General features: G+C 36.4%; 13 protein-coding genes and 2 pseudogenes. 6 read left to right on the top strand and 9 right to left on the bottom strand.

What is annotated here, in order from left to right:
* The first annotated feature begins 361 nt into the window (after positions 1 to 361).
* The gene (locus AC3WJF_RS18975; RefSeq protein ID WP_492455014.1) at positions 362 to 565 is read left to right on the top strand and encodes a DUF3900 domain-containing protein; all 204 of its coding nucleotides are present in this window, start codon (positions 362 to 364) and stop codon (positions 563 to 565) included.
* Between the two features lie 80 nt (positions 566 to 645).
* Here the strand turns inward: AC3WJF_RS18975 and AC3WJF_RS18970 are convergent, their stop codons facing one another.
* The 4 genes and pseudogenes from AC3WJF_RS18970 to AC3WJF_RS18955 form a co-directional block, all read right to left on the bottom strand.
* Positions 646 to 1,221, bottom strand: coding sequence for a dihydrofolate reductase family protein (locus AC3WJF_RS18970; protein ID WP_492455012.1), 576 nt, complete (start codon positions 1,219 to 1,221; stop codon positions 646 to 648).
* Between the two features lie 178 nt (positions 1,222 to 1,399).
* A pseudogene (locus AC3WJF_RS18965) lies at positions 1,400 to 1,712 on the bottom strand (transposase); the annotation flags it as partial.
* Between the two features lie 249 nt (positions 1,713 to 1,961).
* The gene (locus AC3WJF_RS18960) at positions 1,962 to 2,423 is read right to left on the bottom strand and encodes a hypothetical protein (RefSeq protein ID WP_492455010.1); all 462 of its coding nucleotides are present in this window, start codon (positions 2,421 to 2,423) and stop codon (positions 1,962 to 1,964) included.
* Positions 2,424 to 2,522: 99 nt separating this feature from the next.
* Positions 2,523 to 3,551, bottom strand: a pseudogene (locus tag AC3WJF_RS18955) (IS1595 family transposase).
* Positions 3,552 to 3,877: 326 nt separating this feature from the next.
* On the opposite strand from AC3WJF_RS18955, the gene AC3WJF_RS18950 reads away from it, so the two are divergent.
* Positions 3,878 to 5,101 carry an IS110 family RNA-guided transposase gene (locus tag AC3WJF_RS18950; RefSeq protein ID WP_492455008.1) on the top strand — a complete coding sequence of 408 codons (1,224 nt, stop codon included), beginning with the start codon at positions 3,878 to 3,880 and terminating at the stop codon, positions 5,099 to 5,101.
* Between the two features lie 241 nt (positions 5,102 to 5,342).
* Here the strand turns inward: AC3WJF_RS18950 and AC3WJF_RS18945 are convergent, their stop codons facing one another.
* Together AC3WJF_RS18945 and ltaE are read right to left on the bottom strand one after the other, a co-directional pair.
* On the bottom strand, positions 5,343 to 5,648 hold the full coding sequence (locus AC3WJF_RS18945; protein WP_492455006.1) for a CotD family spore coat protein: 306 nt from the start codon (positions 5,646 to 5,648) through the stop codon (positions 5,343 to 5,345).
* 132 nt (positions 5,649 to 5,780) lie between these two features.
* Positions 5,781 to 6,806 carry a low-specificity L-threonine aldolase gene (gene ltaE, locus AC3WJF_RS18940; RefSeq protein WP_492455004.1) on the bottom strand — a complete coding sequence of 342 codons (1,026 nt, stop codon included), beginning with the start codon at positions 6,804 to 6,806 and terminating at the stop codon, positions 5,781 to 5,783.
* Between the two features lie 239 nt (positions 6,807 to 7,045).
* Between ltaE and AC3WJF_RS18935 the strand changes: the two genes are divergently transcribed.
* From AC3WJF_RS18935 to AC3WJF_RS18920, 4 genes are all read left to right on the top strand, one after another.
* Positions 7,046 to 8,698, top strand: coding sequence for a glutamine--tRNA ligase/YqeY domain fusion protein (locus tag AC3WJF_RS18935; protein ID WP_492455002.1), 1,653 nt, complete (start codon positions 7,046 to 7,048; stop codon positions 8,696 to 8,698).
* Positions 8,699 to 8,836: 138 nt separating this feature from the next.
* A complete protein-coding gene (locus tag AC3WJF_RS18930; RefSeq protein ID WP_492455000.1) occupies positions 8,837 to 9,292 on the top strand; it encodes a MarR family winged helix-turn-helix transcriptional regulator in 456 nt (151 codons plus the stop codon).
* A 44-nt stretch (positions 9,293 to 9,336) separates the two neighbouring features.
* A complete protein-coding gene (locus AC3WJF_RS18925) occupies positions 9,337 to 9,903 on the top strand; it encodes an isochorismatase family protein (protein ID WP_492454998.1) in 567 nt (188 codons plus the stop codon).
* Complete coding sequence (locus tag AC3WJF_RS18920; RefSeq protein ID WP_492454996.1) at positions 9,903 to 11,279, top strand: MFS transporter; 1,377 nt, start codon at positions 9,903 to 9,905, stop codon at positions 11,277 to 11,279. The genes AC3WJF_RS18925 and AC3WJF_RS18920 overlap by 1 nt, the downstream gene beginning before the upstream one ends.
* A 43-nt stretch (positions 11,280 to 11,322) precedes the next feature.
* Here AC3WJF_RS18920 and AC3WJF_RS18915 read toward each other — a convergent pair whose 3' ends face one another.
* The 3 genes from AC3WJF_RS18915 to AC3WJF_RS18905 form a co-directional block, all read right to left on the bottom strand.
* Positions 11,323 to 12,711: a M20/M25/M40 family metallo-hydrolase gene (locus tag AC3WJF_RS18915; RefSeq protein WP_492454994.1), complete on the bottom strand. Its 1,389-nt coding sequence runs from the start codon at positions 12,709 to 12,711 to the stop codon at positions 11,323 to 11,325.
* A 166-nt stretch (positions 12,712 to 12,877) separates the two neighbouring features.
* The gene (locus tag AC3WJF_RS18910) at positions 12,878 to 14,371 is read right to left on the bottom strand and encodes a S8 family peptidase (protein ID WP_492454992.1); all 1,494 of its coding nucleotides are present in this window, start codon (positions 14,369 to 14,371) and stop codon (positions 12,878 to 12,880) included.
* Positions 14,372 to 14,548: 177 nt separating this feature from the next.
* Positions 14,549 to 14,740, bottom strand: a complete 192-nt coding sequence (locus AC3WJF_RS18905) for a YbxH family protein (protein WP_492455016.1) — start codon at positions 14,738 to 14,740, stop codon at positions 14,549 to 14,551.
* Positions 14,741 to 14,748: the final 8 nt, after the last annotated feature.

The raw sequence follows: 14,748 nt of genomic DNA, 5'->3' as shown, positions 1-14,748 counted from the left end.
GCTTGAATGTGACCGTTACTCCGCTTTTCGTCTGACTTCGGGCACGTTCGAAGCCTGAATGTGACTGTTAACCCGCTTTTCGTCTGACTTCGGGCACGTTCGAAACCTCAAAATTGGTTTGATCTTTGAACTCTTCAAAGTTGTCAAAAAAGCAACAAAGTTTACGAAAAGAGCATTTTTTTAAAACGCCTTCCATTATCTGATGAAATCTCGTTTTCTATACCTTAATTTATAAACATGTGTAGTATGACCATCATATCTTTGCAGATAACGACCAGTTTTATAGCTATTTGAAAAAGAAAATGGAAATCTTGAAAGCAAGTATTAAGCGTGAAATCCAAGAACGATTAACGACAGAGTTATGTATTCTACCTCACAACTTCTGGATTTCATAATTGTGGCCGAATTTAAAATTAAATCAGGCAAAACAACGATTACCGAATTATTAGCAGATTTTGGACAAAATCTTTATTTAGGTAAAATAACTGGAAGGTACGTTTTACTCGTAGAAGCAGATGCTATATCTTTAGTAAAGGTTATGTTAAATTCTAATGTTGATTTGTGACCATAAGAAAACCGCCTTTATGAAAAGGCGGTTAATTGAGCTATCGTCTCCCGTTAGCGTAATCACCTTAAGTGACATGGTCATCTTACCTTCTGGTAAACGAGACCTATGGCTCCAGAATCAAAGGTCTTGTTTTCGATTAGCTTAAGATTGATCTTCTCCTTGAGACCTTGGAATAACGGCAATCCCTTACCGATCAGGACGGGAGAAACCGTAATTTTATACTCATCAATTAAATCAAGCTGCATAAGGTGGTGTGCGAACCTAGGACTGCCGAGGATGACCATATCCTTGCCTGGCTGCTGTTTGAGGTTATTGATCTCTTCTTCGACATCTTCTTTCACGAGTCTGGAATTATTCCATTCGACTTTCTCCAACGTCGTGGAAAAAACGATTTTGGCTGTCTTTTCGATCCACTCGGCATGATTCCGTTCATGCTGCGAAGCTGATGGATTCGAAGGCACAGATGGCCAGTAACTGTGCATCATCTGATAAGTCCCACGTCCCCAAATGACAGTGTCGGCAGTACTCAGAATTTCTTTCGCGTGTTTCTCCAAATCAGCATCGTAGGAAACCCAGCCAATGTCCATTTCACCATTCGACCCTTCTACAAAACCATCAAGCGATGCGTGCAGAAATAGAACAAGTTTTCTCATTTTTAGTTCTCCTTTGTTCCTGAGGGATATCTACATTTTACTTTAACTACATTTTAGCATAATTCAACTCGGGTTGTTTCTTATGGATTGCTAATCCCAAACCTGCCTGTGAGCTTAACAAGAATAAGCAGAAAGCCGAAGCTTTGTGTTCGTGTAGGTGACAGTAAACAGGCACGGCATGAGGTCTTCTCGTTCGTTGAAGAGGTGTGTTTGTAAGGTCATTAAATGTTTGGAGACAGGATTTACAGCGGTAACGCTGACGTTTAACCTCTCCAGTATGTGTTTTTACGGCGTACTTCCCAAAACGAACGACAGAATGGGTTTTGCAATGCGGACAAACAAGACCATCTTTGTGCTTCTGCTCCTGGATTTCGTCAATTATTCGAACAGGAGCCGACACCCTTGGTTCGGGATTGCAAAAAGAAGATAAGTTCCTGCTTACCACTATCGTCTAATGTATCAGCAAGCTTTTTTAGCTCCTTAAAATCCATAGACAAATCATCTCCGAACCTAATTGTTACCTTTCATAGAATATTCGTTCGTAATTATCAATTATCAACATTAAGGTTTAACAAAGCCTTAGTAAAAAGGATTTTCTCTTATCGAATTCAAAACCATGATGATTTAATGGAGATTATTTATAAAGTAGGCTCTGTTAAATTTTAATGTTGAATTTTTGATTAAACAAAAGGGAAATCCGCAAAAATTGGGTTTCCCACTTTTTGTAAAAATCAACATTTTTAATAAGGTCCCTTCCATTCTTCTTTTGTAAATTTAATTGAAGGAAAATTAGCTCTTAAAAAATTCAAAATTGCCTTTGTTTCTTCGGTCATATTATGGGGTACTACTGTTCCTTTAAACGAAGGATTAATTAGTATTGGAATTTCCTGTTCTTTAACAAAAAATTGCAAACAATCCATATACCAAGTTTGCCTTGTCCCTATTGCCTTTTTAAAATGTCTAACTTCAATCACATCGTTTAAAAATACTTCTATTGTGTGTTTCTTCTTTTCGATTATTTTATTTGGATAAACCGCCACATACCCTCGGATATCTCCCTGATAATGTCGGAATAGTAGAAAAAACGCAATAAAAATTAAAATACCAAGGGCACAGAAAAACCAGTCATTCACAATTGCACCCTTTAACATCATCCCAATGGAAAACAATAAAGTAATAAAGCGAATAATTTCAAATAACACAATTTCCCACTTTTTAGGTTTATAAAAGAATATAGCATTTTCCAGCGAAGCTCACTCCATTTATGCTGTTTTTATAGTATGTGTGATACTTAATGTGAACTATATCTTGAACTTAGATAGACGCAAACTGTCATATGTGTCAGTCATTTCAAATACAAATGATGTTAATAAAAATTCCTTTATATGCTGTTTCGTGCTTTCTTTACTACGACTATCGACAAATAAGAACCAAGCAAGGTAATTATCCAGATACTTTGATGCCACACCTTAAAAACGGTCTATCCACTGTTTTAGACGGGAATGGAGACCGTTGACATTCTGGATGTGATACAAGCCTTTGATGACGTGTTTACCACCGTCTGATTTAATACGATAATGCTCTAAACCTTTTTCTTTCGCATAGGTTTTGTAAGCCTTCCAAGCATCGGTTACAATCACGTTTTCTTCGGACAGTTTAGAACCAATTAAGTCATCAACTTTCGGTTTTACAATACGCCCCATACAGACAACTTTGGAGACAGTTGCTTTAGTTCGGTCTCTGGCAACGAGAACATATACCTGTTCGTGACTGATTCCTCTGTGTTTGGACTTTCCGCCACGTTTGCGTGGTTTACGTTCCGTAATGCTACGTTGCCCTTTTTGAGAGTACAGGAAATAGGTCTCGTCAATCTCAACGATAACATCAAAGTGGTCAACATCCATTTGTTTTAAAGCAGACAGCAGTTTGTGTCTCCAGTAAAAAAGAGTAACCCAAGTAACCCCTACGATTTCAGCCGATTTCCGCAGGGAATAGCATTTGAACATACAGTCAACAAATGTAATCCATTCGTCGCCTTTTCGAGAGCGGTACAAGACGCTATTTGTTGTGTCAGTAAAGGTTTTATTACAGCATTTACATTGATACCGTTGCCGACTCTTATACTTTCCGAACCGAACAACGTGTTCCGATGAACAATGAGGACACTCGAATCCTTCTTTGAAGCGAGTTTCTCTCATTTCATTAATTAAACGACCGCCAGCAGAGGAAGAAGGTTCAACATAGCGTTTAACCCATTGATGCACTTGTTCTTTTTGGGTATGGGGTAATTTGTCAATAAATTTTAACAAGTTGCTAAACGCTTTACTCACCTTGATAGTCTCCCGAATGTTTGTTCTTATATTGATTATATCTAGAATTCGGACAGGTATCAAATATCAACATTTACCTTTAACAGACATCCATGCAAAAGAATAAGCACATAAATGAATGAAAACTATCCTCTCTGGCAATAAAGAGAGTGCGGTTGGCGTCAAGAGGTCGAGGCTCTGTGATGCTGCGAGCTCTATTAACAGACGGACCCCAACGCCTGGTGCACATATTATTGTTACTCCTTCGGGAAGTACGCAGGGTAGATTGCCCTACAAGAGGTTGTTGCACCAACCGTAATCCTTTGTTTGTTATGAGGTGTTGTTAAATGAGAGTAATGGTTCAATATGCTTGTGGATTGGATATTCACAAGGACTCGATTGTAGGCTGCGTAATAACTCCTACAACAAAAGAGATTCGTACATTCGGAACAATGACACATGATCTTCTGCATCTTCTTGATTGGATCAATGGTCACCATTGTACGGATGTTGCGATGGAAAGTACTGGTGTATATTGGAAGCCAGTCTATAATGTTCTTGAATGTGTCAATCTAAATTTGCTTGTAGTAAATGCCCAACACATTAAAGCAGTACCAGGAAGAAAGACCGATGTAAAGGATGCTGAGTGGATTGCCGATCTATTGCGTCACGGACTTCTTAAAAGTAGTTTTATTCCTTCACGTGATCAACGTGAATTACGAGAGCTTGTTCGATATCGTCGCAGCTTAGTAGAGGAACACACACGTGAAGTAAATCGACTGCAAAAGGTATTAGAAGGTGCCAACATTAAGCTAGGTTCAGTTGCGAGCTCAGTAGTTGGTGTATCAAGCCGTATGATGATAGAAGCGATGATTAGTGGAGAAACAGATCCTGCCAAATTAGCTCAACTTGCCTTAGGTCGTCTAAAAGAGAAAAAAGACCAGTTAGAATATGCCTTAACTGGAATCATTGGATGCCATCAACAAATGATGTGGGAACTTCAACTTAAACACTTAGATTTTCTTGATGAACAAATTGAACGACTTGACGATGAAGTAGCTCAACGATTGAGTCCATCAGAAGAGGATATAGAAAGGATTATGACTATTCCCGGTATAGGCCGCCGTAGTGCTGAATATTTAATTGCGGATATAGGAACTAATATGGACCGATTTCCTTCAGCAGAACATTTAGCATCGTGGGCAGGAATGACTCCTGGTCACAATGAAAGTGCAGGAAAAAAGAAATCGGCAAAAACTCGAAAAGGGAATAAATTTCTAAGAAGCACACTGATTGAAGTGGGTCACGCAATTGGCAGGAAAAAGAAAGAACCTAATTTTTTAACATCAAAATATCATCGCATTGCCTCTAGAAGAGGGAAAAATCGAGCAGCTGTAGCAGTAGGGCATGCAGTTCTTAAAATTGTCTATCATTTACTAAATAAAAAAGAAACTTATCAAGATCTGGGCTCTGATTATTTTGACAAGCGAAGAGAAGAAACACTTGTTAGGAGGGCTGTAAAAAAATTAAAGACACTTGGATATGATGTCGATCTCAAACCAAGTGCCTAACAATTAAATAATCTCAATTTTAATATGGGCAAATTTTTTAAAAAAATACGGTTTGTCCCTTACCCCCTACTTTTTTTTTGTTTTTTTGACCGTAGGGTGGGTTTTCAGGGTAGAGCCATAAAGTAAAAACAAGAAATACTTATAATGAATAATAGTTATCATCATAACAAATGCAAATACCGAAATATATTATGAACAAAAAAAGACCTCACAAGATGTGAGATCCTTAATATAATAAAAATTAAAACCCATATGGTCTTGGTGGCATTGGTGGACAACACGGATTTACTGGTGCACCACAAAAGACGTGCTGTTCACAACATTCTGTCACACAAGATTCTGTGTGTGGAAAATAGTGTTGGTGCGTAATCACATGTTTATTAACGTTTGTTGTATGTGATGGGTGTACATGCTGAACGACATGTGGGAAATAGGTTGTTTTTACAGCTTGTTGTGGAGGATCAACACTTCCTGGATCATATTGGGTTGGTGCACAGTTAGGTGGACAATGAATTGGTCCACAATGACCTGGATTGCGATAACTCATGAATAAATATCCCCTTTCGCCATTTTTTATCTATTTACATTAATAGACTATGAGCCATAAGGGGTAGTTGTACTAATTAATACACCTATTTTCATTACAATTTGCAAAAAAAAATATTCAAAATAGAAAAGGTTAGATTGCTCTAACCTTTTTTATCTGGATAAGTGCGTTTTCAATATCCGAAGTCGAAACATCAAAATGTGTCGTAAAACGAACCAAAGTTGGACCAAAGGTTCCGGCTAAAACTCCTTCTCTTTTCAATGCTTTTACAAAGTCATCAGAACTTATCCCCATTCCTTTCACGTCTGCCAGAACAATATTGGTTTCCACATCATTTTGCACTTCAATCCCGGCTATATTCTGCAATCCATCAGCTAATCGTTTTGCATTAGCATGATCCTCAGGAAGCCTATCAGTCATTTTTGTTAGTGCGATCAAACCAGGAGCCGCAATAATTCCAGCTTGTCTTAGTCCCCCACCTAGTCTTTTCCGCCATTTTCTTGCTGATTGGATAAATTCTTTACTTCCAGCAAGAATAGATCCAACAGGCGCACCTAGTCCTTTTGATAGACAAATTTGAACTGTATCACAATATTTCGTAAATTCTATAACGGAACATTTTGTAGCAGCTGCAGCATTAAATAATCTTGCACCATCAACATGGACTGGAATATGAAAGCTGTTAGCTATTTCATAAATCTTTTTCATATTAGAAACCGGTACCACTGCCCCGCCAGCACGATTATGGGTATTTTCTAAACAAATGAGGCTTGTTTCAGGAAAATGAATATCATCAGATCGAATTGCCTCATTAATATCTTTAGGATCCATTGCACCTTTGCACCCTACTATTGTCCGAGTTTGAACCCCAGCCAAAGCCGCAACCGCTGCTGCTTCATAGTAAAATATATGAGATTCTGATTCTAGCAAAACCTCACTTCCCGGACGGCAATGAGTTAAAACAGCAACTTGATTTCCTTGTGTTCCACTCGTAACAAAGAGTGCTGATTCTTTTCCTAAAATATCCGCCGCCGTTTCTTCTAATTTCAATATGGTAGGATCCTCACCATATACGTCATCGCCAACTTCAGCTATATATGCTGCCTTTCTCATATCTTCTGTTGGCTTTGTAACAGTGTCACTTCTTAAATCTATCATGATTTTTCCCCACTCTCATATCGATTTGTATAATAATAAATATTATATCGTATCCAAATAATAATCTGCTAAAGGAATGCTTTGATTTTTAGTATGATTTCTGCTAAAAATATAAGTTGAGTGTTATTACAAGAAAACCAATAATATGTTGACTAGAAAATGGTATTCTTACTACAAATCTGTATGTATAATTGGTATATTAAGAAATATGGGTTTTCAAATATGGAAGGAGAAATAGTATGGATTCAAGTAGTCATTCATCCAATTTTATTAAAAATATTATTATAGATGACTTAAAGTCAGGTAAACACAAGGAAATTATTACACGGTTCCCTCCTGAACCAAACGGATACTTACATATTGGTCATGCAAAAGCAATTAGCATAAATTTTGACACAGCTGCTGAATTTAATGGGAAAACAAATTTACGATTCGATGATACAAACCCTATAAAAGAAGATGTGGAATTTGTTGAATCCATTAAAAAGGATATAGAATGGCTTGGCTATAAGTGGGAAAATCTATGTTTTGCTTCAAATTATTTTGATGAAATGTATAAACGTGCAGTTTTATTAATTAATAAAGGACTAGCATATATAGAAGACTTATCTGCAGACGAAATACGTGAATACCGTGGAACTTTAACAGAGCCAGGGAAAGAAAGTCCTTATCGAAACAGAACTGCCAGCGAAAATTTAGATTTGTTTGAACGTATGAAAAATGGAGAGTTTCAAAACGGGGAAAAAGTATTAAGAGCTAAAATTGATATGTCCTCCCCTAACATTAATTTGCGTGATCCAGTTCTATATCGTATTTCTCATACTACTCATCATAATACAGGCGATAAGTGGTGCATCTATCCTATGTATGCATTCGCACATCCTCTTGAGGATGCAATTGAAGGCATTACGCATTCACTTTGCTCGATTGAGTTTGAGGATCAACGCCCACTATATAATTGGGTTGTTGAAAATTGTGAAATGAAGTCCACGCCTCAGCAAATTGAGTTTGGACGTTACAATATTACCAATACAGTGATGAGCAAACGGAAATTAAAACAACTTGTGGACGAAGGAATTGTTGATGGTTGGGACGACCCAAGGATGCCAACGATTTCTGGACTTAGGAGAAGAGGATTTACACCTGAAGCAATCATAGCGTTTTGCCGGGAAATTGGTGTTGCACGTAATAATGCTACTGTTGATGTTCAAATGCTCGAACATTTTATCCGTGAAGATTTAAAGTTGAAAGCTCCACGTACAATGGCTGTCTTAAAACCATTAAAAGTGGTAATTACGAATTATCCAGAAGACCAAGTGGAAATGTTAGATGCTGAAAATAATCCGGAAGTACCAGAAATGGGAACTCGCCAAATACCATTTTCACGCGAAATTTATATCGAACAAGAGGATTTTATGGAAAATCCTCCAAACAAATACTTCCGCCTCTTCCCTGGTAATGAAGTACGTCTCAAGCATGCTTACTTTATCAAATGTGAAGAAGTGATTAAAGATGAAAACGGTGAAGTAATTGAACTTCATTGTACTTACGATCCGGAAACGAAAAGCGGAACAGGCTTTACCGGTAGAAAAGTAAAAGGAACCATTCATTGGGTGGAAGCGACCCAAGCGAAACCTGCTGAGTTTCGTTTGTATGACTCCCTTATTCTAGATGATGACAATGAGGACGAAAAATCATTTATTGAAAAAATTAACCCAGGTTCCTTGGAAATTGTAAATGGTTTTGTAGAAAATAATATGAAAGATGCAAAACCTCAAGATAAGTTCCAGTTTTTCAGACATGGTTATTTTAATGTAGACACTAAGTATACAACTAATGAATTACTAGTATTTAATCGGATTGTCTCATTAAAAAGCTCATTTAAACTATAATAAAGATGCAATGGACTGTTGATTCAATCAATGGTCCATTTTTTCATTTTAATAACAAATTACTTGCATAATGAAAGTATTAACATATATAATACAACTGCCTCATATCAAAAATGATTTGTATGAAGGGAGAATAATATGGGTAAATTTGAAAAAGATGCTACAGACACAATTGAAATTGAAATTGTTACATTATTAAGAAGAGCGGATTTTAAACGGACTTTAGATGGGAGTAAAAATAGTTTAGACCGTTCAGGCTACTTAATTTTACATACTCTATTTAATGAAGGCCCTAAAACAATTCGATCACTTTCCGATCTATTTCAACTAAATATTTCAACTTTAAGTCGACAAATTCAAGCACTAGAAGTAAAAGGTCATATAGACAGAAATACAGATGCTAATGATGCAAGAGTAAATTTAATTTCTATTTCAGATTCTGGAAAAACTGCTTTGTTGTCAGCGAAAATGGAAAGAAGAATTTCTTATGAAGAGATTTTATCAGATTGGAAAGATGAGGAAAAAGAGATATTTGCTGAATTAATAACAAGGCTAAATCGAAAAATAGAGAAGATAAGAAGACTACAGGCCTAAAACTGTATTATCTTTAACATTAAAAGTACAATAGGAGGATTACCATGAACGAATTAAATATTGATTTTAATAAAACCGCACTTGTTCTAATTGATTTACAAAAAGGGATTGTAAAAATGCCTGGAGGAAACGAAGTTGTCGACAATGCGGTAAAATTAATCCAAAAGTTTCGTGAACATAATAGTTTCATTAGTTTCGTTCGTGTTGCTTTTCATGATGGCAAAGATGTATTGACACCAGAGACAGACCTACCGAAAAATGCAAATACAATGGAACGTCCTGTAGACTGGGCAGAGTTTGATCCGAAACTAGATGTCAAAGAAAATGATTATATTGTAACCAAACGGCAATGGGGTGCTTTTTTTGGAACTGATTTAGATGTTCAACTGCGCCGTAGAGGAATTAATACCATTGTTTTATGTGGGATTGCAACAAACATTGGCGTTGAAAGCACTGCTCGTGAAGCATTCCAATATGGTTATAATCAAATTTTCATCACAGATGCCATGACCACCTTTAGTAAAGAAGAACATGATTCTTCTATTCGTTTTACCTTTCCAAAGATCGGAAAAATCCGAACGACAGAAGAATTCCTTGCACAGGTGAAATAATGAAAAATTTGAAGAAAAGCCGCGCCATTTTTCTAACGGCTGTGGCCTCGGGCACTATGTTAAATCCTTTAAATTCATCCATGATATCTTTAGCTTTACATAGTATCCAAAGAGATTTTCAGCTTTCCTTTACAACGGTTTCATGGCTAATTTCCTCTTTCTACCTAGCTAGTGCAATTGCTCAGCCAGTGACGGGAAAAATAGGTGATTTAATCGGAAGGAAAAAACTTTTTTTAATAGGATTAATTCTGGTAGCAATTTCTGCTTTCTGTGCACCGCTTGCACCAACATTCTTCGTTTTACTAATCATGAGATTATTTCAATCGATTGGAAGCGGAGCTATTTATCCTTCTGGTATCGCTCTCGTTCAATCCAATATTCATGAAAAACAAGCATCGGCCCTTGCAGTCCTTTCGATTTTTGCATCTGCCATGACAGCACTTGGACCAACCTTAGGAGGATTTCTAATCATATGGGGAGATTGGCCAGCCATTTTCACTGTGAATTTCCCTTTTATCATTATTAGCTTTTTTCTCGGATGGTACATGTTTCCAAAGGATGAAAAACAAGAAGGTTCGAGTTTTAAAAATGTACTTCTGCATCTTGATTTTCTCGGGATATTTTTGTTTGCTGCGGGTATGATTTTACTTCTTTGGTTCTTACTTTCTTTCAATGCTTCTCCTCATTATATTGCCGGTATTGGTGGTATTGTATTTATTCTTTTATTTATTTGGAGAGAATTAAAAGCGAGTGATCCATTTATAGATGTTCGTCTATTTAAAACTAATCACGCACTAACATCCGTATATCTCCAATTTATCGTCTTAAACTTATTTAACTATTGCTTATTTTTTGGAATGCCGACTTATTTTCAAGACGAGATGCATTTAAGTGTTCGCACCAGCGGGTTGCTTATGCTCTTTATGTCAGGTACAAGTATCATTGTCTCTCCCCTAGCAGGAAAATGGATTGACAAAGCAGGTGCCAGACAGCCGATTATAGCAGGAGCATTTCTTATGTTAATAGGAGCAATTCTTCTTGCTGTTTTCTTTATTCATGTTCCAATCTTGGTGATGGGAATTATTCTGGCATTTTTAGGGATTGGCTATGGTCTAGGAAATGTAGCACTTCAAGTAGCAATGCTTGAAGCAACACCAGAAAATATTATCGGAACTTCATCCGGGCTTTTTCAAACTTGCCGATACTTAGGTTCGATATTATCCTCTGTTGTACTCGGACTAGTCTTTGGGAAAAAAATAATCCCCGAAAATATGCAAATTTTAGGAGTTATTATGATTATTGTAAGTATCATATCCATTTTATTAAGTTTACAGTATGTAAGAAGCAGCCTTCGTCTAAAAAAGACTGTTCACTAATATGATACTTAAGAGTGGCAGTTACAGCACTGCCACTCTATCTTTATTGATGCAAAGCCTTTGAAAAACCTGATAACATATATGCCATATGAACAATACCCTGCTCAAAATCCTTTACTCGGATTGATTCATTTGGTGCATGTGCCTTCGATTCTACCCAGCCAATACCAGTACTAACAATCGGCAGCTGTAATTGCTTTCCGAATTCATACATTGGACCCGTTCCCGCGGAATTAGGTGCCAGGATGACTTCCGCTTGGTACGTTTCTTCTGCAGTATTTAATACATGTGTAACAAATGGATGATCATAATCAGAACGGTATGCCTTTTGGCCATTAATCATTTCTGCCTTTACGTCTAAGAAGCCATGTTTTTCTAAATGTGTCTGTACACATGATAAAATATGATCTGGATCCTGACCTGGAACTAAACGACAATCAACTTTTGCCTTTGCACTTTTAGGAAGAACTGTTTTAGCACCATTGCCGGTATAGCCGCTTTCTAATCCACAAATTGTCATCGTTGAATGGAAGACCATTGCTTCTCGTGGATCTACGCCTTTTGCATTCGTAATTAGAGGTCTCTTTAAACCATATAGATGCGAAACAGCTTCTTCTGAAAACGGGATATTCTTCACTGATTTTATTTCGTTATCCGTTGGTTCTGTAATTCCATCATAAAATCCTTCTACAAGAATTTCATTATTGGCATTTTTCATCGTTCCTAATGCATGTACTAAGCGCCATGCTGCATTATCAACATACGCTCCAACAGAAGAATGCATATCAATATCTGCACCAACACATGTTAATTCTAGATAAGCCATCCCTTTAATACCTGCAACCATGCTAATGCGATCCTTTTCATCTTTCCCGCCAAATTCCCAAATACATGCATCCGCCTTAAAGAGATCCTTATATTTTTGTAAATAAGGAGCTAAATTCGGACTGCCTATCTCCTCTTCTCCTTCAATTAAAAACTTAATATTGCAAGGTAATTCCCCATTAACGTTTTGAAGGACTTTAATGGCGGTTAAGCGTGCGACTAAATCTCCCTTATTATCAGAGGCACCTCTTGCGAATAATTTTCCGTCTATCACCGTTGGATTAAATGGATCTGTATTCCATTCATCAAGCGGCTCTGGAGGCTGAACATCATAATGATTATAGAAAAGCAATGTTTTTTCACTGTCACCGTTTTCCCCTGCAGCAAAAAATCCATAGACAACAGGATTTCCTCCTAGATCATCCAATATTTTTGCCTCTCCGCCAATCCCTTCAATCATGGAAACAACATGGGCAACGGTTTCCGGTATAGCCGAATCTTGAGCTGAAATCGTTGGAATACGTAAATATCCTTTTAACTGATCAATAGCGTCATCTAATAAAACATTCGCGTTTTCCCTTAAACTGTTTAAATAACCTTCTCCCATAATACGTCCTCCTTCAACATTTCTCTTCAACATTTATTTCGACATTCGAAACAAAAATCCTCCTTATTTCATTTTTAAAATTCAAATATTTATAAAATAGGATCATAAAATACCTTTTTCAGTGATTTCCTAAAAAAAACAAAAAAAATCACTTAAAAGTGATTTTTTAATATAACTTTATGGTTTTTAAAGAATATCCAGTTGTATAACTAGTTTTCTTTACACTTGTTTTAAGTTGGTAGTACCCTTTTACAAAACGACTATTAGTAGTCATTTTAAAAGATGCGGTTCCCTTAGAACTTGTCAATGCATGGATACTCTTGAACTTCCCTTTTGGAGAATAGATAACTAAAGTAATATCCGCTTTAGAGATTGGTTTTTTTGTGTTTTTATCTATTACCTTTGTTGTAATCCATACCGTATTTCCTACTCGATAACTCGTTTTAAAAGTTGAAATTTTTGTCGTAATATTTTTTGTAATTGTTTTTTTCACATTCTTGTCTGCTGTTATATTTTTACTATTTGACTTGTCCGAAGTTGCTGTACTCGCTTGAGTTGTTTGTATATATGGTGTTTGGATTAGACCGAAACCATATAAACTATCCTTCCCTTTCTCTCCTAAATCTATTGTTTTTGTATTCAGCATTTCCCTTAACTGGCTATTTGTTAACGTTGGATTAGCTTGTTTTAATAAAGCTAATGCTCCACTAACAAATGGAGATGCCATAGAAGTACCACTCATAGCCGCATATCCATTATCCAAATATGTGCTTAATATGTTCATTCCAGGGGCAACTACTTCTAAATCAGATCCTGTTGCGGAAAAGGTACTGCGCTTATTATTTTTATCAACCGCCCCAACAGAAATAACGGATTTATATTTTGCAGGATATTCGACATTATTGCCTGTACCAGCTTCATTTCCGCCATTACCTGCAGCAGCTACTATCAAAATACCTTTTTTATATGCTTCATCAACTATTCGCTTTAATGCAACTGAATTCTCTGGGGTTCCAAAACTTAAGTTAATAATGTCCATTTGGTTTTTGATGGCCCAATCAATTCCTGAGATAATATCAGTTAAATATCCACTTCCATCAGAATCTAATACCTTTACCGCAAAAAGATTTGCATCCGGAGCAACTCCAACTACACCTATACCATTATTTTTTGCTCCAATTATGCCAGCTACATGCGTTCCATGCCCATTATCATCTGCATAGGATTTCGTATACGAGGTAATCGACACGCCTCCAGCAACCTGCAGATCCTCATGTTTTGAAATCCCAGTGTCCAGAACCGCTATCTTAACTCCTTTACCAGTATATTTTGATTTCCATGACAACGGAGCATTAACGTCCTTTATTCCCCAATCTACTATTTGACTTGAAACATGCACTTTCTGATCTTGTTCTACTGCTAAAACACTATTACTCTTTTTAAGTGTCGCAATATCTTCTTTGGGAATATTAACAGATACAGCTGAAACATTACGAAAAGATTCTTCAATTTTTCCATTCGCATGATCAATTGTATTTTTATCAATCTTATCTTTAAAGATGACAATTACTCGGTCAGTATATGTAGCAGCTTTTGTTGTAGGTGTATACATGGAAAGTATAATCAAAAATGCAAATAATAAATAAAGTATTTTTTTCAATATTAGGATCCACCTTCCAAAATGAAAGTACATTATTAAACTATTAATATAGCTATATATTAATAGATTTCTTTCAACTTGAATAGTAGAAAACGAATTAGCTCTCCTATAATTATTTAAGAAAAAAGACCCATGGTAGGATCTTTAAATTAGTTTACATAATATTTTTATCGTATATCATATTTTATGATCTTCACAATATTCATCCACTAACGATTCAATTTTCGAATGTTCTGGGTACTTACCTGAAAAATCAAATTTAATTTCCTCAATAAACTGACCATTTAGATAAACATGTATGGCACCATTTTGACTGATAACACTAAATTCAGGTTCAAATATATAACCATTTCTTTCGATAGCTCCGATATCTACCA

The organism is Heyndrickxia sp. FW510-T9 (assembly GCF_058781025.1).
The sequence above is the reverse complement of the archived record's forward strand: the minus strand, read 5'-3'. Positions and strand labels throughout refer to the sequence as shown.